At 63.0% G+C, this 23879-nt stretch carries 19 protein-coding genes; 8 read left to right on the forward strand and 11 right to left on the reverse strand.

Annotated elements, in window-relative coordinates; genetic code table 11:
* The first annotated feature begins 9 nt into the window (after positions 1 to 9).
* Positions 10 to 516, forward strand: a complete 507-nt coding sequence (locus NT26_RS07880) for a DUF934 domain-containing protein (RefSeq protein WP_052641961.1) — start codon at positions 10 to 12, stop codon at positions 514 to 516.
* Between the two features lie 135 nt (positions 517 to 651).
* Positions 652 to 1491, forward strand: a complete 840-nt coding sequence (locus NT26_RS07885; RefSeq protein ID WP_052638260.1) for a ferredoxin--NADP reductase — start codon at positions 652 to 654, stop codon at positions 1489 to 1491.
* Positions 1492 to 1630: 139 nt separating this feature from the next.
* On the opposite strand, the gene NT26_RS07890 is transcribed toward NT26_RS07885, so the two are convergent.
* The 5 genes from NT26_RS07890 to NT26_RS07915 all read right to left on the reverse strand — a co-directional run bounded on the left by NT26_RS07890 (position 1631) and on the right by NT26_RS07915 (position 10146).
* Positions 1631 to 2065 (reverse strand): hypothetical protein, encoded by a 435-nt coding sequence (locus NT26_RS07890; protein ID WP_052638261.1) that lies wholly within the window; start codon positions 2063 to 2065, stop codon positions 1631 to 1633.
* Between the two features lie 1107 nt (positions 2066 to 3172).
* Positions 3173 to 4603, reverse strand: a complete 1431-nt coding sequence (locus NT26_RS07900; RefSeq protein ID WP_052638263.1) for a P-loop ATPase, Sll1717 family — start codon at positions 4601 to 4603, stop codon at positions 3173 to 3175.
* A gap of 502 nt (positions 4604 to 5105) precedes the next feature.
* Positions 5106 to 8378 (reverse strand): excinuclease ABC subunit UvrB, encoded by a 3273-nt coding sequence (gene uvrB, locus NT26_RS07905; RefSeq protein ID WP_052638264.1) that lies wholly within the window; start codon positions 8376 to 8378, stop codon positions 5106 to 5108.
* Positions 8379 to 8477: 99 nt separating this feature from the next.
* Positions 8478 to 8870: a GFA family protein gene (locus NT26_RS07910; protein WP_052638265.1), complete on the reverse strand. Its 393-nt coding sequence runs from the start codon at positions 8868 to 8870 to the stop codon at positions 8478 to 8480.
* Between the two features lie 67 nt (positions 8871 to 8937).
* Entirely contained in the window at positions 8938 to 10146 is a 1209-nt protein-coding gene (locus NT26_RS07915; protein ID WP_052638266.1) for an MFS transporter, read from the reverse strand.
* A 236-nt stretch (positions 10147 to 10382) separates the two neighbouring features.
* On the opposite strand from NT26_RS07915, the gene NT26_RS07920 reads away from it, so the two are divergent.
* Together NT26_RS07920 and greA are read left to right on the forward strand one after the other, a co-directional pair.
* Entirely contained in the window at positions 10383 to 12950 is a 2568-nt protein-coding gene (locus NT26_RS07920) for a hypothetical protein (protein WP_052638267.1), read from the forward strand.
* Between the two features lie 168 nt (positions 12951 to 13118).
* Positions 13119 to 13601, forward strand: a complete 483-nt coding sequence (greA, locus tag NT26_RS07925; protein ID WP_052638268.1) for a transcription elongation factor GreA — start codon at positions 13119 to 13121, stop codon at positions 13599 to 13601.
* A 124-nt stretch (positions 13602 to 13725) separates the two neighbouring features.
* Here greA and NT26_RS07930 read toward each other — a convergent pair whose 3' ends face one another.
* Positions 13726 to 14880 carry a sensor histidine kinase gene (locus NT26_RS07930; RefSeq protein WP_052638269.1) on the reverse strand — a complete coding sequence of 385 codons (1155 nt, stop codon included), beginning with the start codon at positions 14878 to 14880 and terminating at the stop codon, positions 13726 to 13728.
* Positions 14873 to 15571, reverse strand: coding sequence for a response regulator transcription factor (locus NT26_RS07935; RefSeq protein ID WP_052638270.1), 699 nt, complete (start codon positions 15569 to 15571; stop codon positions 14873 to 14875). Before NT26_RS07935 ends, NT26_RS07930 begins: the two co-directional genes overlap by 8 nt.
* A gap of 165 nt (positions 15572 to 15736) precedes the next feature.
* Here NT26_RS07935 and NT26_RS07940 point away from each other — a divergent pair, with 165 nt between their 5' ends.
* From NT26_RS07940 to NT26_RS07950, 3 genes are all read left to right on the forward strand, one after another.
* On the forward strand, positions 15737 to 16438 hold the full coding sequence (locus tag NT26_RS07940; protein ID WP_162197783.1) for a phosphatase PAP2 family protein: 702 nt from the start codon (positions 15737 to 15739) through the stop codon (positions 16436 to 16438).
* Between the two features lie 86 nt (positions 16439 to 16524).
* Positions 16525 to 17298 carry an AAA family ATPase gene (locus tag NT26_RS07945; protein ID WP_052641963.1) on the forward strand — a complete coding sequence of 258 codons (774 nt, stop codon included), beginning with the start codon at positions 16525 to 16527 and terminating at the stop codon, positions 17296 to 17298.
* A 136-nt stretch (positions 17299 to 17434) separates the two neighbouring features.
* Positions 17435 to 18736, forward strand: a complete 1302-nt coding sequence (locus NT26_RS07950; protein ID WP_052638272.1) for a PQQ-dependent sugar dehydrogenase — start codon at positions 17435 to 17437, stop codon at positions 18734 to 18736.
* Positions 18737 to 18838: 102 nt separating this feature from the next.
* Here the strand turns inward: NT26_RS07950 and NT26_RS07955 are convergent, their stop codons facing one another.
* From NT26_RS07955 to NT26_RS07965, 3 genes are all read right to left on the reverse strand, one after another.
* Positions 18839 to 20182: a PRC-barrel domain-containing protein gene (locus NT26_RS07955; protein ID WP_052638273.1), complete on the reverse strand. Its 1344-nt coding sequence runs from the start codon at positions 20180 to 20182 to the stop codon at positions 18839 to 18841.
* Between the two features lie 259 nt (positions 20183 to 20441).
* Positions 20442 to 20675, reverse strand: coding sequence for a hypothetical protein (locus tag NT26_RS07960; RefSeq protein ID WP_052638274.1), 234 nt, complete (start codon positions 20673 to 20675; stop codon positions 20442 to 20444).
* Positions 20676 to 20748: 73 nt separating this feature from the next.
* Positions 20749 to 21381: a hypothetical protein gene (locus NT26_RS07965; protein WP_052638275.1), complete on the reverse strand. Its 633-nt coding sequence runs from the start codon at positions 21379 to 21381 to the stop codon at positions 20749 to 20751.
* 170 nt (positions 21382 to 21551) lie between these two features.
* On the opposite strand from NT26_RS07965, the gene NT26_RS07970 reads away from it, so the two are divergent.
* Positions 21552 to 22949, forward strand: coding sequence for an aldehyde dehydrogenase family protein (locus tag NT26_RS07970; RefSeq protein ID WP_052638276.1), 1398 nt, complete (start codon positions 21552 to 21554; stop codon positions 22947 to 22949).
* Positions 22950 to 22957: 8 nt separating this feature from the next.
* Here the strand turns inward: NT26_RS07970 and NT26_RS07975 are convergent, their stop codons facing one another.
* The gene (locus NT26_RS07975; RefSeq protein ID WP_052638277.1) at positions 22958 to 23821 is read right to left on the reverse strand and encodes a DMT family transporter; all 864 of its coding nucleotides are present in this window, start codon (positions 23819 to 23821) and stop codon (positions 22958 to 22960) included.
* Positions 23822 to 23879: the final 58 nt, after the last annotated feature.

Here is a 23879-nt window from a genome sequence, read left to right on the forward strand (position 1 = left end):
GGGCGGATGATGACCAGGATCTGGAAGGAAACCGGTTTCGTCGAGAACGACCCCTGGATGGTCGAGACCGAGGAACACCCCGCGACGGACGAGCAGACGCCGCTCTTGTCCCTCGACCAGCTGATCGAGAAGGCGGAGGCCAGCAACGACGTCGGCCTCGGCGTGCTGATCAGGCCCGCCGACGATGTGCATCGGCTCCAGCCCTATCTCGACCGGCTGGCGATCGTTGCGGTGGAGTTCCCCGCCTTCAACGACGGCCGGGCATTTTCGCATGCCTCGCTGCTGCGGGAACGGCTGGGTTATCAAAATGAGCTGCGGGCGGTGGGCGACGTGCTGATCGACCAGATCCCGCTGATGCTGCGGGTCGGGATCGACAGCTTTGCCGTCACCAATGAGACGGCGCTGCGACGGCTGGCGGAAGGCCGGCTGCCGGCCATTCCCGTCCACTACCAGCCCGCCGCGCGACCGGCAGCGGATGCCCCCGGCTACAGCTGGCGCCGCCGCTCCACCGGCTGACCGGTTGAAAGCGGATTTTCCGGCACATATTTTCCGGGCGCGCCGCGGCATAAGCACGCGGGTGCCTTCAATTCGCGGGGCGGATGGTATATTTCGCTCCCCAGCCCACGAGAAGACAAGCGAAACGGACGCCGCATGAACGCTCCAGCCAAGACGGAAGACTTCGTTGCCCCCGGGGCCGAGAACAAGCCGGCCGGCATTCCGGACAATGTCTATGCCGAGACGGTGCTGGCGGTGGAGCATTACACGGACCACCTGTTCCGCTTTCGCATGACGCGCCCGGCCGGCTTCCGCTTCCGCTCCGGCGAGTTTGCGATGATCGGCCTGATGGTCGGCGACAAGCCGATCTACCGCGCCTATTCGATCGCAAGCCCCGCCTGGGACGAGGAACTGGAATTCTTCTCCATCAAGGTGCCGGACGGGCCGCTCACCTCGCACCTGCAGAAGATCAAGCCCGGCGACACGGTGCTGATGCGCAAGAAGCCGACGGGCACGCTGGTGCTCGATGCGCTGACGCCGGGCAAGCGCCTCTACATGTTCTCCACCGGCACCGGGATTGCGCCGTTCGCGAGCCTGATCCGCGATCCGGAGACCTATGAGAAGTTCGACGAGGTGATCCTCACCCATACCTGCCGCGAGGTGGCGGAGCTGAAATACGGCTTCGACCTGATGGAGGAGATCAGGAACCACGAATTCCTCTCGGAAATCGTCGGGGACAAGCTGAAGCCTTATCCGACCGTCACCCGCGACCCCTCCTATCCGAACCAGGGCCGCATCACCGACCTGATCGAGAGCGGCAAGCTGTTCACCGATCTCGGCGTGCCGCCGCTCGACCCCGCCACCGACCGCGGCATGATCTGCGGCTCGACCGAGATGCTGAAGGACACCAAGGCGCTGCTCGAGGCCGCCGGCCTCACCGAGGGCGCCAACAGCCAGCCGGCCGAATTCGTGATCGAACGGGCGTTTGTGGGGTGAGACGCGTCCGGGCGCGAAGCGCCCGGCAAAACGCTCCAGTGGAGCGTTTTGAGCGCCGAACGCCCGAAGCGCAAGCGCAGGGCCGGGGGACGGCGCGTCATCCTCGGCCTCCTGCAGCGCCTGCCAGAATCGCGCCGCCTCATCCTCTCCCCCGTTTCGACCCGTGCTTCCCCGACGCCTGCTCCCTGTCGAACCGCGCCAGCCGCTTCTCCCGCGCCCGCCGCTCGGCGTCCCATTTCTCCCTCCGCCACCTGCCGGGATCGGTTCGGGCAATGGCGATCCCCAGGTCGTTGTGCGTCCGGCGTTCTCCCTCGCGCGCCTCGAACCAATGCGGGTCCGTGCCGAGAAAATGCCAGGCGGCAGCGGCCTCATGGTAGACGACGTCGAAGATCCGGCGCTGCTCGGCCGTCAGGTTCCTCATGCAACAGCGCTCGCCGGTGGAGCGGAAGCACCAGAGGCAGCGGTTCTTGCGGCGGCAGTCGCGGCGCCGGCAGACGAGGTGCGGAAGGGCCAGCGCCTCGGCGGTGCGGGCGGCGAGTAGCGGGTCGATGGCAGGTGGCTTGGTGTCGGACATGGTAACCCCTTGGCGATCCTCGGTTTTCGCTTCGCTCTCCCGAGGAGGACGAAGCAGGTGTTGGACGGGGCGCTGAAAGCTGCCTCGTAAGATAATGTTATGTGGCACCTCTCAGCGCCCCGTTCGGCGGTTTCTGCCCGCGACTCCGGTCTCTCTGCAAAGGTCGAATGGGAGGTGTTTGACCGCCGGTTTCCCGGGTTCCGAGGCTCCTCGCCCCGGCATCTCGTCGGACTTGAAGGTCCGGCGACACCATCCTCATCGACCCCCCTGTGTGCCGCACAGGCACGCCCGGCGCGCTCTTTCGGGCATCAGAAGCAGGTGGTCGGTCCGAAACCATCCCGCTTCCCCCGTGTCGCCGGAGGGAGACCATTTTCCGCGGACCCCGATGATGAAGGTTCACGTCGTCCCTTCACCACCAGCGCCGGCCCCGCCTCGCCAGGACGCCTCCTGGTGTATCCGCGGCGGGACAGGGGAAGTGTAGGCACGGGTTTGGGGGAGGGGGATGAGCGAGGGGTTAAGTGCTTGATATTTGGTGGGTGGGGTGCGGTTTTGGTGTGAGGAAGGTGCCGAGTTCGCCTCTGTCATCCCGGGCTTGAGCCGGGACGCAGCCGCCGTGCGTCTGCACGGCGAGAGAACTATTCGTGGGCATTGGATGTCTATGTGTCCTGCGCCGCAGACGCGGTGCTGCTGGATGCCTGTGACAAGCACAGGAATGACGAAAAAGCGACGCCGGAGGGAGATCATTCTCCGCGGACCCCGATGGTGAAGGTTCACGTGGTCCCTTCACCACCAGCGCCGGCCACGCCTCGGCAGGACACTCCTGATGTATCCGCGGCGGGACGGGGGATCATGGGCACGGGTATGGAGGAGGGGAATGAAATTCTTTTTCGGGGTGGGGGACGGACTGGGCAAAACCTCCACGTAGGGATGCAGGGCCAGCCGGATCCGCGGGTGGGGTACGAGGAGGCAGTTAAGGAGCTTCTGTCTGGGGGCGGGACAACAAAGGAAAATAGATAAGGGAAACCTGCGAAGCAGCGCTCTTCGTGTTCGATGGCAGATATATTTGGGTAGTCAAATGCAGCTCAGCTGTATCGCGATCAATTTTGACTACGGGATGTTTAGAGCCTTTCGTAGACCTACATGGATCGATATATCATTTCCGATAACAAAATTGGAGTTTCTGTTCCTATATCTGAACGTGTAATGTTCACCGTTGCCAGAATTAACCACCGTTCCTATCGCACTACACTCGAAAAGCGCTCGTAAAACCGCGTACATCTCATCGATATCGTACTTTAGGTGGCGAGCCTTCAACTCTAGATCCCGTGTTGAAATCCTTCGCTTGCCGAACATCCCAATAAACTCAATCCAGTCCTTTGGTGGCCTAGATTTCGTATAACCTTCAAGTTCATCCTCGACCTCTCCAACGAAATAATCAGTCGAATAAATTCGTGCGCCGGATAGAACAAGATTCGGCGTTAATCTCTCTCCTTCGCGCTGTACCTCTGCTATCTTTCGCATCAGGGTCAGAAAATCTCGAGGTGTATGCCTCGTCTGCTCGAGAAGGTACTTAGGCGCTGGTGTTCCAGATATCTTGAAATCGAAAAAGGCGCGAAAAAAATCTCCCCCAAAATTGGTCTTTTTATTGACCATATCCAGTAGTAGTGAACGGTCTGGATTTCTTGGATTCTGGTACCAGTCTATATACTTACACTTATCCTGTCTTATTTTATTTTTGTTCGCTCCCGAAATACGCTCGTATAGATCGGTTCGGCAAACTATAATAAATTTTAACTTTACCCCATTCTGTTTTAATAGATCATTTAGCCTGTCGACTTCGAAAACAAGGGAGCCAAGGCTTTTGTACTGAACTGATCTGGTGGTCAGGATGTCATCCAGGCCGTCTAGCATTATTATGTGGTTAGATTCTGTCCTGCAGCTGCAAATTATTCTCTTCATATTGTGGACGAACATGGGAATATCGTTCACCTTGTCAATGCTGGCGAAATCTTCGCTGCTCTCGAAGACATAAGGTATCGTAAGCTTGAATGTTTTCCTGGACGTGATATTCGCAATGTGTCTCAATGAACTGTTGGGCATGAAACCCATTTGCTTTAGACTGTTGACGGTTTCGTTGTAACTCACGGCATCCGGATGCCACACACCCTCGTCCCGTGAGAGCGATTCCAATGCAATTATGAGGAGTAGCCAAGCCCAAGCATCAGGAAACTTGGCCTCGGGCTCTTGGTCACCGCGGATTATTTTCGAGAAATTTTGGAAGCTGAAATCTTCTAGTTGGTAAATAGTAGAAAAGCTGTTGTATCTATTCTGCAATTCGAGATCTAAATGGTTAACCAACGCACTTTTGCCGGCACCTTTATTGCCTAGGTACAAAAATGTCGGGCCCTCCAGTGCGCTCTTAGTTAATCCCTGTTCGTCGAAATAACCCTCCCGCAAAAGACTGGGTGCCTCCGTCCGTTCGGTCTCGGCTCGAGCAAATCCAAAGTTGATCGATCGCAAATCATAGCTTGTGTTCATAAATCAAAATCCCCCGATACGTTACGATTATCACTCAGTAGGCAAAGATCAAGGCAGTCATCTGTATTGTGCTGGACGGTCGCTTGGGGGGCTTGGTGGTCGATAGCCAGTGCTGGTGCCGGTTCAAGATCTCTCAGAGTTGGGTTTTGGTTTCTTTCCGAGAGCAAGAAGCGCCGGTACGTAAATGAGTGAGTAAGGCGCGGCTGAGCGATACTGTATACGCCAGATCTTCGAGATGGATCTAACCTTGCACATGGCCGGTTGCGCCGGTAGCACCTTTACGTCCTCGACTTAAGCGATGGGTGTTAGTCGGGATTCTGGCAAGGCACTAGGTTCTCGAGATGCCCTGACTCTGGTTCCGGTTCCTCAGTTGGCGCAATCGAGCGCGTATACTGGCTTGACAGCAAATGTCCGGGAAATTGCCGTTCGCATATCGCGTGCAGGCTCATTCGACTGCGCCCCTGCATCCTTCTCCCCGTAAAACGGAAGAAGGGACTCGGAACTACCGCCCCGGACGCCCGGTCTTGCCCTTCGTCCGCCCCTTGCGCTTCTGCTCGCCGGGATCTTCGTAGCTGCCGACGCCGACCTTACCCCGGATGACGGGTCCTCGGATCGAGTCCGAGGATGGATCATCCTTGGGTCCTCGGGTCAATCCTCGGGCCTGACCCGAGGACGAGGATGACGAACGAGAGGTGGGTGTCTCGCCGCGTTCCGGCTGGCCCTCCAGGAGCGGCGAGAAGCGCTTTTTGGTGCTGACCGTTTCCGGCGGGCGGGTCGGCAAGGTGCCTTGCGCCGGCTTTTCCGTGCGTCCGACGGTCATTTCATCCAGCGTGTTCTTGCGGAAGAGCGATGTCTCCGGGCCTCCGGTCTGCCCTTCGCTTTCGCTCCGGGCGTTCGTCGCTGCAATCGATTCACTGGATCGATTGCCCTGCTGCGCAGACCGCTCCTCACCATCGAGGGTGTTCTTGCGGAACAGGGGTGTCGGCATGTCGGTGCCGGGGCCCATGTTGTCGAGCGTGGGCTTGGCGAAGTAGGAGGCGGGTTCCGACGATCTCCCCCCTTGAGGGGGAGATGCCCCGATAGGGGCAGAGGGGGGGAAGCCTTCGGGCGCAGAGGGTGCAGTGCCCCCCTCTGTCCTGCCGGACATCTCCCCCTCAAGGGGGGAGATTGGCCTGCGGCGGCCGCTCGGCCCACCATTTCTCTCGGCTTTGCCACCCCGTTCCTGTGCCCGAGCCTCATCTTTCGCGATCGGATCGTCCATCGCCGACAACTCCACCGCCTTCAGCCGCTTGATCTCGTCGCGCAGGCGGGCGGCCTTTTCGAAGTCGAGGTCGGCGGCGGCGTTGCGCATGTCCTTTTCCAAAGCGTTCAGATGCGCCTGGAGGTTGTTGCCGACGAGGTGGCCGCCATCGGCGAAGCCCTTGCCGGAGACGCCGGAGATATCGGCGCGGACATGGTCGCGCTCGTAGACGGAATCGAGGATGTCGGAGATATTGCGCTTCACCGATTCCGGCGTGATGCCGTGTTCCTCGTTATAGGTCATCTGCTTTTCGCGGCGGCGCGCGGTCTCGTCCATCGCCCGCTGCATGGAGCCGGTGATATTGTCGGCATAGAGGATGACCTTGCCGTCCACGTTTCGCGCGGCGCGGCCGATGGTCTGGATCAGCGAGGTTTCGGAGCGGAGGAAACCTTCCTTGTCGGCATCGAGGATGGCGACGAAGCCGCACTCGGGAATGTCGAGGCCTTCGCGCAGCAGGTTGATGCCGACCAGCACGTCGAAGGCGCCGAGCCGCAGGTCGCGGATGATCTCGATGCGCTCCAGCGTGTCGATGTCGGAATGCATGTAGCGGACGCGAACGCCCTGTTCGTGCAGGTATTCGGTGAGGTCTTCGGCCATGCGCTTGGTGAGCACGGTGCAGAGCGTGCGGTAGCCCTTCTGCGCGGTCCCGCGGATCTCGCCGAGCACGTCGTCGACCTGGCTCTTGGCGGGGCGGACTTCCACAGGCGGATCGATGAGGCCGGTCGGGCGGATGACCTGTTCGGCGAAGACGCCGCCGGCCTGTTCCATCTCCCAGTTGCCCGGCGTGGCGGAGACGGCGACGGTGAGCGGGCGCATGGCGTCCCATTCCTCGAAGCGCAGTGGCCGGTTGTCCATGCAGGACGGCAGGCGGAAGCCGTATTCGGCCAGCGTCGCCTTGCGGCGGAAGTCGCCGCGATACATGCCGCCGATCTGCGGGATGGTGACATGGCTTTCGTCGATGAAGATCAGCGCATTGTCGGGGATGTATTCAAACAGCGTCGGCGGCGGCTCGCCGGGGCGGCGGCCAGTGAGATAGCGCGAATAGTTCTCGATGCCGGCGCAGGAGCCGGTCGCCTCCATCATCTCGATGTCGTAACGGGTGCGCTGCTCCAGCCGCTGGGCTTCGAGCAGGCGGCCGGCAGCCTCGAGCTCGGCGAGGCGGTGCTTCAGCTCCTCCTTGATCGACTTGATGGCGGCGTTCAGCGTCGGGCGCGGCGTGACATAGTGCGAGTTGGCGTAGATCTTCACCGACTTCAGGTCGCCGGTCTTCTGGCCGGTCAGCGGGTCGAACTCGGTGATCGCGTCAATCTCGTCGCCGAACATGGAGATGCGCCAGGCGGCATCCTCCAGGTGGGCGGGGAAGATCTCGATCGTGTCGCCCCGAACACGAAAACTGCCGCGTTGAAAGTCCATGTCGCGGCGCTTGTATTGCTGGGCGACGAGATCGGCGAGCAGCTGGCGCTGGTCCAGCCGGTCGCCGACCGACATCTGGAAGGTCATGGCGGTATAGGTTTCCACCGAGCCGATACCGTAGATGCAGGAGACCGAGGCGACGATGATGCAGTCGTCGCGCTCGAGGATGGCGCGGGTGGCGGCGTGGCGCATCCGGTCGATCTGCTCGTTGATCGAGGATTCCTTCTCGATATAGGTGTCGGAGCGCGGCACATAGGCTTCCGGCTGGTAGTAGTCGTAATAGGAGACGAAATACTCCACCGCATTGTCCGGGAAGAAGCTCTTGAACTCCGAGTAGAGCTGGGCGGCGAGCGTCTTGTTGGGCGCCAGGATCACGGCCGGGCGCTGGGTCGCCTCGATCACCTTGGCCATGGTGAAGGTCTTGCCCGAGCCGGTGACGCCGAGCAGGACCTGGGAGCGCTCGCCCGTGTTGATGCCCTCGACGAGATCGGCGATCGCCGTCGGCTGGTCACCGGCGGGCTGGTATTCCGACGCCATGCGGATGGAAATGCCGCCTTCCGACTTTTCCGGCCGGGCCGGGCGGTGCGGCGTCCACAGCTTGCCGTCCTTGAACAGCGGATTGCCGGATTCGATGAGCTTCGCCAGCGCATCCACGGTGGCGGTGACGGCGCCGGGGGCGAGCGACTTGGCTTCCTCCAGCGACACGTCGAGGCCGGCGACCGGGTTGAGGCCGGCGGCGGCGCGGGTCTTCGGGTCGGAGGAGGCGCCGATGGACACGCCGCGGGCGGTTTTGGAGGCGGTGGTGTGCTTGGCGGTTTTCGGCTTGTCCTTCGCCGCCTCCTTGATCGCGGCTTCGCGGGCGGCGATCTCGATCTTCTTGCGGTGCTTGCCTGCCTTCGAGGCGATTTCGCGCTGGGTCTCGATGCCCGAGGCCTCCGCCTCCGCCTCCATCTGCTTCACCCAGTCGGAGACGGAGCCCGAGAGCGGCGCGCCTTCGAAACCGGATTGCGGGGCTTCCTCGAAGCCGTTCGAGGGCGGGGACTTGCGGGGGGATCTGGCCATCGCCGGAATATGGCGAGAGTCCGGGGGAAAGTGAAGAGGGCGGGGCGGAAAAATGAGTACAAAAGGGAAACGTGAAAGCGCTGTCTCCGGCCGGTGACGTCAGTCCTCGGTGCGGCCGGTGTTTTCGCGGTCGCGCTCGTAATGGTGCTTCAGCGCGAAGGGCGGCAGCCAGGTTTCGCGGCGGATCGTCCAGAGCTCGTAGGTGGGGGTGAACCGGTCGGGGGCATCGAGCGCGCCGAGCGCCACCTCGATCTCGTCGGCGCTGACGCCGAAGACGGGAGAGCCGCAGCGGGGGCAGAAGTGCCGGTCCTGATAGGCCGAGCTTTCGCCCTCGATCGTCACCGCGTCGGCGGGAAAGATCGCCGAGGCGTTGAACAGGGCGCCGTGATGCTTGCGGCAATCCAGGCAGTGGCAGAGGCCGACACGATACGGCCTGCCGCGGGCGGTAAGGCGAAGCTGGCCGCAAAGGCAGCCGCCGGTGACGTCGTCCATGATGCGTTTCCTCCGTGTCGGTTGGACAGGAGGCTAGGGCGGCGGCGGGGAGGCGGCAAGCCTCGCGTCAGGCGACCGCCTCGGCCGGCTGCGGCGTCTTCGCTGGCAAGGGCGGGAAGGCGAGCGCGATGGCGACAGCCCCGAGGCCGACCAGCGCGGAGCCGATGAACAGCCACTGGTAGCTGGCGAAGGCGTCGTATGCCCAGCCGCCGGCCAGCGGGCCGAAGGCCATGCCGACGGAGGAGAGCATGGTGGCGGCGCCGAAGACGGTGCCCACCACATGCGGCCCGAAATACTCCCGCGCCAGCACCGCATAGAGCGGCATGACGCCGCCATAGGTGCCGCCGAAGATCACCGCCAGCGAATAGAAGGTGGTGAGACTGTCGGCGGCGAGATAGGCGGAGATCACCGCCGCCTGGACGAGGAGGCCCGCGACCAGCACCGGCTTGACGCCGATCCGGTCGGCGAGCACGCCGAAGAGCACCCGGCCGCCGAGCCCCGCCAGGCCCTCGACGCTGTAGATGCTGACGGCGGCCATGGCCGCAATGCCGCACAGCATGGCATAGCTCACCATGTGGAAGATCGGCCCGGAATGGGCGGCACAGCAGGCAAAGAAGGTGAAGCCGAGCACGAGGAATTGCGGCGTCAAGAGCAGGCGCGACAGCGGCTGGCGGCGGGCCTCGACCGCACTTGCCTGATCGCTCTCCGAGAGCGCCGGCGGACGGCGGATCAGGAGCGCGGTCGGCAGGAGGATCGCCCAGGCGCCGACGCCGATCATCAGCATGGCGGTGCGCCAGTCATAGGCGGAGATGAGGGTGCGGGCGAGCGGCGAGACGGTCATCGGCGCCATGCCCATGCCGGCGGAAACGAGCGAGACGGCGAGCCCGCGCTGCGTGTCGAACCAGGTCATCACGGCGGCGATCATCGGCGCGAAGAAGGCGCTGGCGGCAAGCCCCACCAGCGTGCCATAGGCGAGCTGGAAGGAAAGCAGGCTCTCGGCGCGGCTCGCCAGCACCAGCGCCAGGCCGAGCAAGACCGAACCGATCAGCACCACGATCCGGGCGCCAAACCGGTCGGTGAGGGAGCCCCAGAGGAAGCCGCCGACGCCCATGACCAGGAAGTTCAGGGTCATGGCGGTGGAAATGCCGGCGCGCGACCAGCCGGTCTCGCTCGCCACCGGCTCCAGGAAGATCGCCAGCGAAAACATGGTGCCCGCCGCCACGCAGCCCATCAGCCCGCCGGCGGCGACAATCACCCAACGATATGCACGTGCCATGACCCTCTCCCGAACAAGGCCGGCGGTGGCGCCGGCGAGGTTATATGCGGCAAGGACGGATGGGGAGAGGGGATTCCGACAGGGGGGTGGCGTATAAGGTGCGCATTCCAGCTTTACTGCTACCGACATGCTCCAGCTTAAGTTATCCACCTGAAATTCTTGGTCCTTCCTCTACAGCACTTGATTGCCTATCAGTTCAACTGCTTCATTCACGGCTTGAGCTGATTGGAGGGAAGATGGCTGAATTGTCTGCCGTTGTCCGGCTTCGTCCCGCGCGCATTGCCCTTCTGGTCACTCCGGGGGACAAGGCGGCGGTCATCAAGTTCATGCGTATTTGCAGCTGCATGTGGGGTGGAAAATACAACCCGATTATCCCCGTATTTCGTAAACCTCCAAAGGCTTGGGTAGCGGAGTTCCCCGGGGACGTCACGGGGCTCGAGATCGCGCGCGGTTACATTCAATTCTTTGAGCCTGACGCTTTCGTCGAGGCGCAACCCGGCCTGCTAGAAAAGGTTGGTCTCGGTTCGTTACGAGACTACATCTCGCGGGGACGCGTTCTTACATTGGATGAAGTTTTAGCACCCGAACCACATAAGGATTGGGCCGAGCTTCATCTTGGGTTACCTGTCACCGATTGTCTTGAGGACATCTATCGCACCGAACAGCGTTTTCATCAGCGCGACCCCTCTGCGGCTGTGACAATCGCAAATCCTCCTACTTCAGGTTTGGCGGAGGCAATATTCGGCGTCTATCCGGACACTGCCGGGAGCGAATATTTCTCCCGAACCTTTGATCATGTTTTCCGGCCTGAGGCGATACCGTGTTCGCCAGCGAGCTGGAAGAGAGTGCTGTTTGAGGGGGTTACCACACCGCTTTCGGCTACATCCCATTACATCAGGCCGCAAAGACTCTGGACCAATGACGCCAAGATCTTCGTCTTTGATCCCGCTCACCTGACTGATCTCATCGACGTGTGGAATTTGAGGAGCGAGCCGAATCCGTTGATACCCGTACCGATGGGATGGTTGCCAGACCTCCTGCCCGAAATCCATAGAATCATCGCTGACGAGTGTAGGCCGCTGCAGGGCAATCCCAACGGCATCATGCACTCTGCCATCCTCGAGTTCTCGCGAGGGATAGGCGACGAGGCGCGGCGAAAGGCGCTACAGCTGCTTCAGCCCGGTCTTCCGCAGTCGAAAGACGGCTTTGGAACATTGTCCGTGAAGCAGTGGCGAGACAGGATTTGGGACAAGCCCGGCGGCGGAATGATGAACCCGCCCAAGCGGATTGTCCTCGATGTCGAGGAGAAACGCGTGACGCTGGAGGTGAAGGAAACGGACTCCCAACCTTCGGCGCGCTATGAGCCCCTTCGCCCTTCGTTCGCATCGCGCTTCGGCACGTCGCAACTGAGATGGGTGAACAGCTTGCGGGTGGCAAACTATGGTCGAGCGGATATTGCGACTATTTACCCTTACAACACGTTCGACCGATCAAGGCCCCGTCTTGGCTTTGGTGTCCTCGACGTGATGATCGGCACTGAGGGTTGGAGTTTCGGCCAAAAATACGATGGCGTCGGGGAGCATCTGCAATTCCAGACCCAGGAGACGGCCATTCTGGATTTCCTGAAACGATCAGGGATGGAGGCGCGGCTGTCTGAGCCGGGCCATATCGCAAAACAGATCCTCGACCAGCTTGGTGGCCTATGGGGTACACGTCTTATAGCGGACTCAGAGACGCTCAAACTGATGAATGACATGGCCGGTGGTGTCCGTCGGCGTGAGAATGGTGTTGAGGAAGTTCAGGAACAGTTCGACCCCCGATCACGGCCTATCAAGGACTGGGCCGGTCTCGTCAAACGTCGCAAATCACGCTTTTATCAGGCTCTTGAGTTGGACCATTTTACCAAGGCGAGCATTGTGGTCCTCGGACTGGAGACCCAATGCACCAACTGCTTGAACCGCAATTGGGATACGGTAGACCGTTTGGGCTATTCCCTTACATGCAAACGCTGTCTGAAGTTGTACCCGTTCCCGCAGGGAGCTACAACTACCGGGCGGCTATGGACGTATCGCGTCGCGGGTCCATTTTCGGTTCAAGACTACGCGAAAGGTGCATATGGTGCCGTTCTGGCGCTGCAGACGATTAGCGAGCTGGTTTCTCATTTCCGATCAATCAACTTCGTCACCGCGGTCGAGCTTGGACTGGATGGCAGGAGGATTGAAGCGGATTACATCGCCTTTCACCAAGCCGACGCCTTCGACAGTCAATACGATCCGAACCTGATCTTGGGTGAAGCTAAATCGTTCGGCCAAGGTGATCTAATCGAGCCTAAGGACATCGCAAGGTTGAAGGATTTGGCGCTTCGGTTCCCTGGATCCTATCTCGCCGTCTCCGTACTCAGGAACGAGTTCACCGATACAGAAAAAGCTTTGCTGCGAAAGCTTGTAAGGTGGACCCGCAAACTGGGCGTGGATGGAGGACCACGAAATCGGGTGCTTTTGCTCACCGGCTACGAACTGTTGCGCCAGTCGGAGCCCATCAGCCATACATGGAAAGAACTCGGCGGAAGGCACGCGGAGTTCTCTGACTTCCATCATACTGAATCGATACGGACTATTGCTGAAGCGAGCATCGCCATACATTTAGGTATGCCCAGCTTCGAGAGCGAAAGGCATGCCGCTTGGGGCAAGCGGCCGCGCAAGAACCCGAACGCGTTCCCTCGCATTCCCGGCCAGTGGGGGCGCACTTTGCATTCTATATCAGGGACCATCGCACCTGAGGCGCCAGGAGAAAAACAGAATTGATGTTAAAGAGCACCGCTCTTCTGAATTGTTCGCCGATCTGATCGCTCGATGCCGCTGATGCGGTCCGCCATTCCTTCGGACCGTGCAAGCCGCACCGAAAGCTGGAGGAGTTCAGACCTCAGGCCTATATCGGGGCAGAGCGTAGAGCATCAGTAAGGACCACCCACCATGAGCGTTGCCTTCGTCAAGGAAGAGAGTGCGGAAACGGCGGCGGAGACGTTGTTGCCGGACCGGCCGGTCTCGCCGCATCCGAACCTGGTGACGCAGGCGGGGCTGGAAGGGTTGACGCGGCAGCTGGAGGAGGCGCGGGAGGCTTACCAAACGGCGAACGTGGTCGAGGACGTCAACGAGCGGCGGCGGCAGGCGGCGGGGCCCTTGCGGGACCTGCGCTATTTCACCGAGCGGGTGCGCACGGCGCAGGTGATGCCGGAGCCGTTGACGTCGGAAGTCGTGGCCTTCGGCAGCACGGTGACCTTTTCGCGCGAGGACGGGCGGGTCCAGCGCTACCGGATCGTCGGCGAGGACGAGGCCGATCCCAAGGCGGGCACGATCTCCTACGTGTCTCCCGTCGCCCGGCAGCTGATGGGCAAGCGGGTGGGGGACCTCGTCTCTGTCGGTGGGCAGGAGCTGGAGCTCCTTGCGATCTCCTGAGCCGGGGGAGCGGCCGCAGCGTGGTTTCGGCGGGACGACATCGCCGGCTTGTTGAGGGCGAGGTTTCTGATGCGCGGTCGGCCGGCATTGCAACGCGCCTCCGGTCACCGTCCGGTCGTGTCGATCAGCTTCGGGCGCCGGCTGGAAAGGTGATGGTGGCGCAGGCGCCTCCGCCTGGTCTGCTCGTGACGGAAAACGCGGCGCCATGCGCTTCGGCAATCGCCTTTACGACCGTCAGGCCAAGGCCGGTGCCGTTGGCGCCGCGCGTATTCGTCGCCTCGCTTCGCCAGAACATGTCGAAGGAGGATTGGAGCACATCCGGAGGCATGCCTGGCCCCCGATCTTCCACGCTTATGAACGACCTGCCGGCCTCGTCGGTGCCGGTGCGGACATCGATCGGGCCGTGGTCTCCGGCATAGCGGCGGGCATTGTCGAGGAGCGCCAGCAGAGCCTGCCGGAACCGCACGGGATCGATCGCGGCGGGTGCGGGCTGCAGGAAGGTCCGGCAGGTGAGGCCGTTTCCGGCGGACGCTTGAAAGAGGTCCACCGTGTCGGTGACCTGGGAGGCGAGGTCGGTATCGGTCAGCGGCGCCATGAAGCTCGCTGTCCCGACGAGGGAGAGCGTGTTGAGCTGCTCCACCAGGCGCGCCATGCCTTGCGTCTGCGCATAAAGCGCCTTGATGCGGTCGTGGCTCGGCTCGATCACGCCGTCGCTCATGCCTTGCAGATTGCCCTGCAGCACCGTGAGCGGGGTGCGCAATTCGTGTGCCACGGCGCGGGTGTTGAACTTCAGCCGCCGCTCGAGGGAAGAGAGCTCGGAGGCCATGCTGTTGATGGTCGACGCCAGGGCTTCGATCTCTCGCGTCGCGCTGGGTTCGACGTCGACGAGGAAATCACCGCCCCGGATCTTCTCGGCGGCCGCCGTGAACCGGCTCAAGGGGGCGGCGATCCGGAAGGCGAAGAACACGCCGATCAGGCTTGAAAGCAGGATCGATGCGGCCCCGAAGCCAAGGATGGCGGCGATGGGGGCGACTTCGCTCACCTCTTCCAGGCTGGGGAAGACGACGGCGAGCGCCGCCAGTGCCTCCGGATCGGGCACGAGGCCCGCGTTGAGATCGTTCCACGCGCGCTTTGCATCGGCCGGAAGGTGCTCGACGGACACGGTTTCTGCGCGATCGACGTACCATTCGACGAAGAAGTAAAGCAGCGCGATGGTGACGAACTGCGTCACCGACACGGCCGCGACCGTCAGAAAGGCGAGCGAAGGTCTTCTAGCCATTGTCGGATCTCGCAAAGCGATAACCGACGCCGCGGACGGTGGTGATGTAGCCGGGCTGGCCCTTGTCGGCGAGCTTTCGCCTGAGGTTGGCGACGTGGGTGTCGATGGTCCGGTCAAGGGCGTCGCTGTCCGGCATGGAAGCATCCAGCAGGGAGGCGCGATCGAAGGTCCTGAACGGGAAGCGGATGAGGCACGCCAGGAGCCGGAATTCCGTCAGCGTCAAGGAGAGACCTGTTTCCGTGCCGTCGGCGATGATCACCGCGGTATGGGAGTCCAGCCGGACCTCGATCTCGTCATGTCGGAGCACGGCCTCCGGGGCCACGCCCCTGGTGCGCTTCAGGACGGCGCCGACGCGCGCGACGACTTCCTGCGGATTGAAAGGCTTGGTGACGTAGTCGTCGGCACCGAGTTTCAGCCCGAGCAGCTTGTCGGTGTCGTCGTCCATGGCCGACACGAAGATGACGGGGACGCTCGATTCGGAGCGGATCCTGGCCAGCACGTCGAAGCCGTCCATGTCGGGCAATCCGACGTCCAGCAGGATGAGATCCGGCCGCAGCATCTTGTGGTGGGTCAAGGCTGTCCGGCCGTTTGCGGCGGCGACCGTGCGGTAGCCGCCGCGCTGCAGATAGCGATCGAGCAGCAATGCGATCTCGGCATCATCTTCAACAAGCAAAATCAGAGAAGAGAACATCGCACTTTTTCTTCGTTCACTGCGCCTCCACGGGATCTCCGCTGAATCTTGACAAACCTTGCGGAAGCAGAGGCCGTCAGTGAGGAGCGCGATATGAACTTATCGATCGTCAGGAAAAGTGCAAATTCACAGACGATTCGGGCGTGCGGGACAAGAAGAGATGCCTTGCAATGCGCTCTCCTTGCCCTGGGTGCAGCCTCTATCCTGTTTGCGGCCGTTCCGGAGCTGGACCTCATCGTAAGCGGCCTCTTCTGGCGCCCCGACGAGGGTTTCGTGCTTTCCGACAACAGCTTGCTGCTCCTTGTCCGCGATGCGAACAGGCTTCTGCCCTGGCTCGTCATCGCCCTCGTATCGATCCTGTTGATCGTTCCAGAGATCTGTCGCTCGAAGCTACGCGTGCCTGCCCCGCACAAACTGGTTTTCGTCCTCGCCTTCTTCGCCCTAGGACCGGGTTTGATGGTGCAGATCATGAAGGGCCTGGTCGGGCGAGTGCGTCCGCGCCGCATCGAGGAATTCGGCGGCACGGGAACATTCACTCCTCCCTGGGACCTTTCCGACCATTGCTTGCGCAATTGCTCCTTCATCTCTGGCGAGGCGGCCAGCGCGTTCGCACTGTTGACGCTCGTCGTGCTCCTCCCGCTGTCATACAGGCGAACCTACCTGATCTTGATGGGGATTGTTGCAGCCGCATTCTCGTTCAACAGGGTGGTGTTCGGAGCTCACTTCTTCTCTGACGTCGTTCTGGCCTGGAATGTGATGACGGTTGTCGCTCTGGTGTTGTGGCGGTGGATTTCTTTGAACGCGCGGTGGATCGACGGACTGTTGCTGCGGCGCGAGCAGCCGTCGCGCCCGAATGAAGGGACGTAAGGGCCGGCCCTCGAGCACCCTCGGGGCGTAAACTCTTGATCGGCCGTCTTGCGCCTGTCACGAAGGCTCTCGAGATTGGCGGGGCCATGGCTGCAATGCGGAAGACCAGATCGACGAACCTGCCGGCGCCCTATCTGAAGCGCCTTTCGGTGCGAGAGGATGCAAGCCTCGGCGGCGACTATCCGTTCAACCTTCCCTGGCTCGACGGCGATTTTTCCCTCGATTTCGTAACCCCCGTGACGATCATCGTGGGGGAGAACGGCACGGGGAAATCAACGCTGATCGAGGCGGTCGCGGCACTCTGCGGCTATGACGAGGCGGGCGGCGGCAAGGGCTACAGGCCGCTGGACCATTCCCGCGCGGTCGACCGGAGCGGTGCGCTGCTGGCCTCCGCGCTCCGGGCGGCCTGGCTGCCCAAGGTGACGGCGGGCTGGTTCTTTCGCGCCGAATCCTTCTTCTCGGTCGCCCGCTTCCTCGACGAAGCCGCCCGCGACGCCCATGCGGCACCGCCGGACTTTCTGTCCTGGAGCCATGGCGAAGGCTTCGTGCGCTTCTTCGAGGAGCGCATGAGCCGGCAGGGCATTTATTTCCTCGACGAGCCGGAAAGCGCGCTTTCGCCAAAGCGCCAGCTGGAACTCCTGCGGCTTCTGCACCAGATCCAGGAGACGGCCAGCGCCCAGATCATCATGGCGACCCATTCGCCCATCCTGATGGCGGTGCCGGGTGCGCGGCTCCTGGAGATCACCCGCGGAGGCCTTATCGAGACGGAGCTTCGCCAGACACGGCATTTCCGGCTCTACCAGGATTTCACCAGCGACCCGGAGGACTTCGTCGACCGGGCGTTGCGGGACGAGATATGATGGGCGGCGAGGGGGCGCCCCGGGGCGTGTGGCCGGCGCGGCTGCCTTGTGAAATATCCCTATCCGCCTCTGGTGCTTCCCGCGCAAAGGCTTTAGCTTCCGGCTTTCCCTTTTTCCTGTTTGTTTGAGGCGTCTTATGGCCGAGCCTTCCCTGTTAGCCCGTCTTGTTGCCCTTGTGGGCGATGTCACCGTTGCCGTCCGTCATTCCCGCGATGGCGAGCGCGCGCCGATCTATGGCACTGCGCCGGCCATTCCGGAGGCGAAGCCGCAAGGCAAGCTGCCGACCCTGAAGATGCCGACGGCGAAGGGCTGGGAGGGTGATCACAAGCCGACCGCAGCGCCGGGGCTGAAGGTCAATGCCTTTGCGCGCGGGCTCACGCATCCGCGCAACATGCATGTGCTGCCGAACGGCGACGTGCTGGTGGCCGAATCGATGAGCGAGCCGGACAAGCCCGGCAGCCTCTTCGACCATGCCATGACCGCGACGATGAAGCGGGCGCGGGCGGCGGGCGACAGTCCCAACCGGGTGACGTTGCTGCGCGACGCCGACGGCGACGGCGTGGCGGAGGAGAACCATGCCTATCTCGAAAACGTACGCCAGCCCTTCGGCATCGCGCTGATCGGCGACACGCTCTATGTCGGGGCAAGCGATGCGCTGCTCGCCTATCCCTACGAGCCCGGCGCGACGCGGATTTCCCAGCCGGGCCGCAAGCTGATGGACCTCATTCCGGGCGGCCACTGGACGCGCAACCTGATTGCCAGCAAGGACAAAACCAAGCTCTATGTGGCGGTGGGGTCGCTCAGCAACATCGCCGAGCACGGCATGTCGGTGGAGGAAAACCGCGCCTGCATCCACGAATACGACATCGCCTCCGGGCAGTCGCGCGTCTTCGCGGGCGGCCTTCGCAATCCGGTCGGCATGGCCTGGGAGCCGTCGCGGGACATGCTCTGGACGGTGGTCAACGAGCGCGACGGGCTGGGCGACGAGACGCCGCCGGACTACCTGACCTCGGTCGTCGACGGCGGCTTCTACGGCTGGCCCTTCTGCTACTGGGACCGGGTGGTGGACGACCGGGTGCCGCAGGATGCCGCCAAGGTCGCCTCGGCGCTGCAGCCGGATTATGCGCTCGGCGGCCATACGGCCTCGCTCGGGCTCTGCTGGCTGCCGGAGGGAACGCTGCCGGGCTTTCCGGCCGGCATGGCGATCGGCCAGCATGGCTCGTGGAATCGCTCCAAGCTTTCCGGCTACAAGCTCGCCTTCGTCGCCTTCGAGAACGGCAGGCCGGTCGGCATGCCGCGCGAGATCCTCACCGGCTTCCTGTCGCCGGACGAGAAGCATTCCTACGGCCGCCCGGTCGGCGTGGCGCTGGCAAGCGACGGCGCGGTGCTGATGGCGGATGATGTGGGCGACGTCATCTGGCGCGTCACCGGGGCGTGACACGGCGATCGGTCAGGCGCGTCCGTAACACTCGCCGCCCGACGACAGCAAAAAAAGGCGGCGGGATGACCCGCCGCCTCCAATGAGCCGGATCGCCGGCAATCAGCGTGCGCCGAGCGTGACCGGATGGTCATCGGGAAGCGCCTGATAACGGTCGCTCTGGAAGTTCTCCATGCCCTCGATCTGGCGTTCGGTGACGTTCGGCGCCTCGAGCGTTTCCTGGTCGGTGACGTGGAGCGCCGAGAGCGGAACGGCTGCGCGGTTTTCACCGAGACCCAGGAAGCCACCGGAGGTGACGACCGCATAAAGGCGGTTGTCGACGTTCACTACCTCTTCGATGTCGCCGAGCTCGTTGCCGTTGGCGCCGACGATGTCATAGTCCTTAATGTTGGCGACGGTCAGCGAGACCTCACGGGAAGATCCGGCCGCGACAGCGGAATTTGCGTCGTCCCGGGCGCTGCCCTCTGAAATCGCCGCGGTGTTCTGGCGGTCCACCTCGTCGCCGTCCTCGTTACGGGCCTGGCGCTCTTCGGCGGCCTGGCGGTTGTGGTTGCCGGCCGTCTGCCGTTCGCCCTGCTCGAACCGAACTTCCGGCTCGCCTTCGGCACGGTTCACCCGAACCTGCGCTTCCTCGGCGGTGTAGCGGATTTCCGGCTCCTGCTCGGAACGCTGCATCTGCACCACGGGCTCGCCGGAGCGCTGAAGCTGGACATTGGCCTGCTCCTGACCCTGGTTGCCCTGCCTGCGAACCTGCGGCTGACTTTCGCTGACCTGCACCTGCGGCTCGCCCTGCTCGACCTGGACTTCCGGCTGCGACTGGCTCACCTGCACGTCGGGCTCAGGCATGCGCACGGTGATCTGCGGCTGCGGAATGTTGACGGTCACGGTCGGCGCGGGCTGGTGCACGGTGATCTCCGGCTGCTGCTGCTGGACGGACACACGCGGATTGGCCTGCTGCACGGTGACGTCCGGCTCCGGAACATCAACGAGGATCGACGCCTGATCCTCGACGACCACGTCGGCTTCGCCCGTGGCATTCCGGCGCTGGCGGTCCATGTTCGCCATCTGCTCTTCCACCCGGCCAAGTGCTTCTTCGGCCTGCTGCGAATTCTGCTGGGCCAAGGCCTGCTCGGCCTCCTGCAGCGGCTGGCGGATCTGCGCGACGGAATTGCTGCGCGTGCCCTCGGGACGGTTCTGTGCCTGCTGGTTCAGCTGGCCACGAGCTTCCTGGACGGCCTGGCGTGCAGCCTGGATATCGTCGTTGTCAAGCGCCTGCAGGGCCCGCTGGATATGCGCCTGGACGCGGGTCGCGGCGGCATCGGGGCGCGTCGATTGGACTGCGCTGTTGTTCTGATTGTTGGAGGTCGCCGGCGTCTGTTGTGCGAGCGCGTTCGCCGGAACGAGTGCGGTACCTGCCATAAGGGCAGCAACATAGATCATCTTCATGGATGTTACCTCTCTATCTCATGATTGGTTCTCCATGCGCCGGGGTGTCTGGGACGTGCTGTCCTCGCCGTACGCACACCCTCCTAAGTCGGAGCGCGGGCGACAGTTCCAGAAAAAGCCGTAATTTTGCCTTCTTCTTCAACAGCAACATCAATGGGTTGGCGTTTTGCTGCTGCTGAGCAGCAGGGCAGGGACGGGGAGCGGCCGCGCCGCGCCCCTTCCGCACAGGGCGGGGTTCCAGCCGTCGGAGCCGCCGGTTCTATGCGCTCTTGAACGTCACCGTCACGCCGCGCTGGCGGAAATAGGCCTGCATCAGCTTGCGGCCGGAACGGTTGTTCTGGGCGAGCCTAGCGGGATCGAAGACGGCTTCCTTCTGGCCTTCGCGGGCGAGGGCTGCCTTGAGGCTCGCGATATGGGTGTCGAGATCGGCATTGTCGGCCGCCAGCGACTGGTAGATACGATCGGTGGCCTCGGCCACGGTCAGTTCGCTCACCGGGATACTCCTGTTGGTGTCGTGTGGCGGGCGCTTAGCATGATTTTCAGCTTTGCCATACCGGGACGGCGGTTCAGCGGAGGAGGCCGTCGAGGTCGAAATCGTCCCATCCGGCGAGCGGCGGTGATTCGCTTGAAGCACTGCCTGCGGTTTTCGGGCTAGACTTGTTCTTCTTCAGCGAGCGGGCGAGCTTTGCCTTGGAGGCAGCACGTCGCCGGTTTTCGGCCGCCGCTGCCTTGTCGTGCTCGCGCCATTCGTCCACCGTGCCGTTGTCGAGCAGGTCCTTGACGAGCTTCGGATCGAAGACATGGAACGTAATCTGACGGGCGCGGCCCCGAAGCTTGACGGTGCGCGTGCCGGCACTTTTGAGCCGTCCGTCCTCCAGCCAGCGGTGGCGCTCGGTGGTGGAGATTGACAGGATATCCTGGATCTCGCGTGGGATAACCGGCAGGTCCTCGATGGATTCGAGGGCTCTCGACACGCTGGCCGCCGTGTGGCGGAATTCCGTCTCGGCGTCTTCGGGCATGGAGAGCGTCAGGGTTGCGACGGTATATTCGAGCGACTTGCGCACCGCCATCGGCAACCGCGCGCGGATTTCCAGAAGGATTCCCTTGGCCCGAACGAGGGAGCCAAAGGTTGCTGGCGCCGGCAGGCTCCAGGTTTCGGTGAGTGTCGGGATGTCCGTGGTTTTCTTGCTCTTCGCCATCGCGGCAGCATGTGGCGATCGGGAGAGCTGGCGTCAATGGATGAGCGGCCGGCGCCCACCCCGGCAGATCAAAATGACTCGCCAGCGATTGAGGCCTGGCCCAAGCTCGGTTACCACCTTCAGGAAGAAGCGGGTGCGGCGGTGGACCTTGTTCACGGCAAGGAGGGCGAATGGACGGCGATAGGATCAAAGCGACCGTCGCGCGGCAGAAGGCGGCAGTTGCGGAACGGCGGCTGCGCTTCGGGCTGGAGGAGCGGAAGGGAGCTCTTGCCCATCTGCGCCAGACCATCGAGCGGCGCGAGCGGGATATCGTTGAGGCCCTCCGTCGCGATTTCGGCAAGCCGGAGCCCGAGGTCATCCTGACCGAGATCCTGCCGGTGCTGCAGGAAATCCGCCATACGATGCGGCACCTGAAGCGGTGGATGCGGGAACGGCGCGTTGCGCCGACACTTGCCACCCTCGGCACCTCTGCTCGCATCCGTCCGGAGCCGCGCGGGGTCTGCCTGATCATCGCGCCGTGGAACTATCCGTTCAACCTGGCGCTCGGGCCGCTCGTCTCAGCGCTGGCGGCAGGGAACAGTGCGGTGGTCAAACCGTCGGAGATGACGCCCGCCACCTCGCAGGTGATCGCCGACATCATCGAGGAGACCTTTCCGCCCGATCTCGTCGCTGTCGTCCAGGGCGGCCGGGAGGTCTCGCAGCAGCTTCTCGACCAGCCCTTCGACCATATCTTCTTCACCGGCAGTCCAGAGGTCGGCAGGATCGTCATGGCGGCAGCAGCTCGGCACTTGTCCTCGGTGACGCTGGAGCTCGGTGGCAAGTCGCCCACCATTGTCGGGCCGGGTGCCGATCTCGGCAAGGCAGCGCGCTGGATCGCCTTCGGCAAATTCGTCAATGCCGGCCAGACCTGCATCGCCCCCGACCACGTCTTCGTCCATCGCAGCATCGAGGTGCAGTTTGCCGAGGCGCTGCGGGCAGCGATCCGCCATGCCTATGGCGCCGACGCGCGGACGAGCCGCGACTATGCCCGCATCGTCAACGCCCACCACGCCGAGCGCCTGCATGGCCTGCTCCAGGATGCGACGGACAAGGGCGCCCGGATCAGCTTGGGCGGCGAGGCGGAGGGCACCTATCTTGCGCCGACACTGATCGAGGCGATCACGCCGCAGATGAACATCGACCGCGAGGAAATCTTCGGTCCGGTTCTGCCGATCATGGCCTATGACGGGCTGGACGAGGTGATTGACCGTATCAACGCGCGGCCGAAGCCGCTGGCGCTCTACGTCTTCGAGAAAGATGCCGCCTTTGCCGAGGAGATCGTCGCCCGCACCTCTTCCGGCGGCGTCGGCGTCAACCTGACGACCATGCACTACACTCATGCGGGACTGCCGTTCGGCGGCGTCAACAATTCCGGCATCGGCGCGGCACACGGGCATTTCGGCTTCCAGGCCTTCAGCCACGACAAGCCGATCCTCAAGGAGCGCTGGTCGGCGGTGCCGATGCTCTTTCCGCCCTATCGGCCGCGCGTCGAGCGGCTGATCCGCATGGCAAAGCGTTTCCTCGGATAGCGACCCGTTCAGCGGGCAAATCGTTTCGCGCCGGCGACGCAGAGGATGACGGCGAGCGTTACCGCCAGCATCGCCGGGCTCACGGCCTCGCCGAGCAGGGTAGCCGCCAGCGCTAGGCCCAGGAAGGGCTGCAGCAGTTGCAGCTGTCCGACGCCCGCGATGCCGCCGAGCGCAAGGCCGCGATACCAGAACACGAAGCCGACCAGCATGCTGAAGACGGACACATAGGCGAGGCCGAGCCACGCGGGGCCGCCAGCGGTTTCCAGCGTTGGCGGCACCGTGGCGAGCGCCAGCGCCACCATCACCGGCAGCGACAGGACGAGCGCCCAGGAAATCACCTGCCAGCCGCCGAGCCGCCGGGAGAGGCGGGCGCCTTCGGCGTAGCCCAGCCCGCAGGCGAGGATGGCCGCCAGCATCAGCATGTCACCGGTCGGTGACGTGGTCAGGCCGTCCTTCAGCGCAAACCCCGCCACCAGCGCACTGCCGAGGCAGGAGAACAGCCAGAAGGCCGGCTTCGGCCGGTCCCCGCCGCGAAAGACGCCGAAGAGGGCGGTAGCCAGGGGCAGGAGGCCGACGAAGACGATCGAGTGCGCGGCGGTAACGTGCTCCAGCGCCAGGGCCGTCAACAGCGGGAAGCCAACCACGACGCCGAGCGCCACGACCGCCAGCGGCAGGAGGTCGGTCCGCACCGGCCGCTTTTCGCGGAAGGCGGCGAGGAGGAGAATTGCAAGGAGACCGGCGATCGCGGCGCGGGCACCCGTGAGGAAGAGCGGGTGGAAATCCGCCACCGCGACCCGCGTTGCCGGCAGCGATCCGCTGAAGATCACGACGCCCAGGAACCCGTTGATCCAGCCGCTCGTCGTCCTGTCCATGCTGTTGTTCCTTCCGTTTCCGTGATGTTGGAGGCTAGGACGTCGTGGATGGCTTTTG

Source organism: Pseudorhizobium banfieldiae (assembly GCF_000967425.1).
In the GTDB taxonomy this organism is placed as follows: domain Bacteria; phylum Pseudomonadota; class Alphaproteobacteria; order Rhizobiales; family Rhizobiaceae; genus Neorhizobium; species Neorhizobium banfieldiae.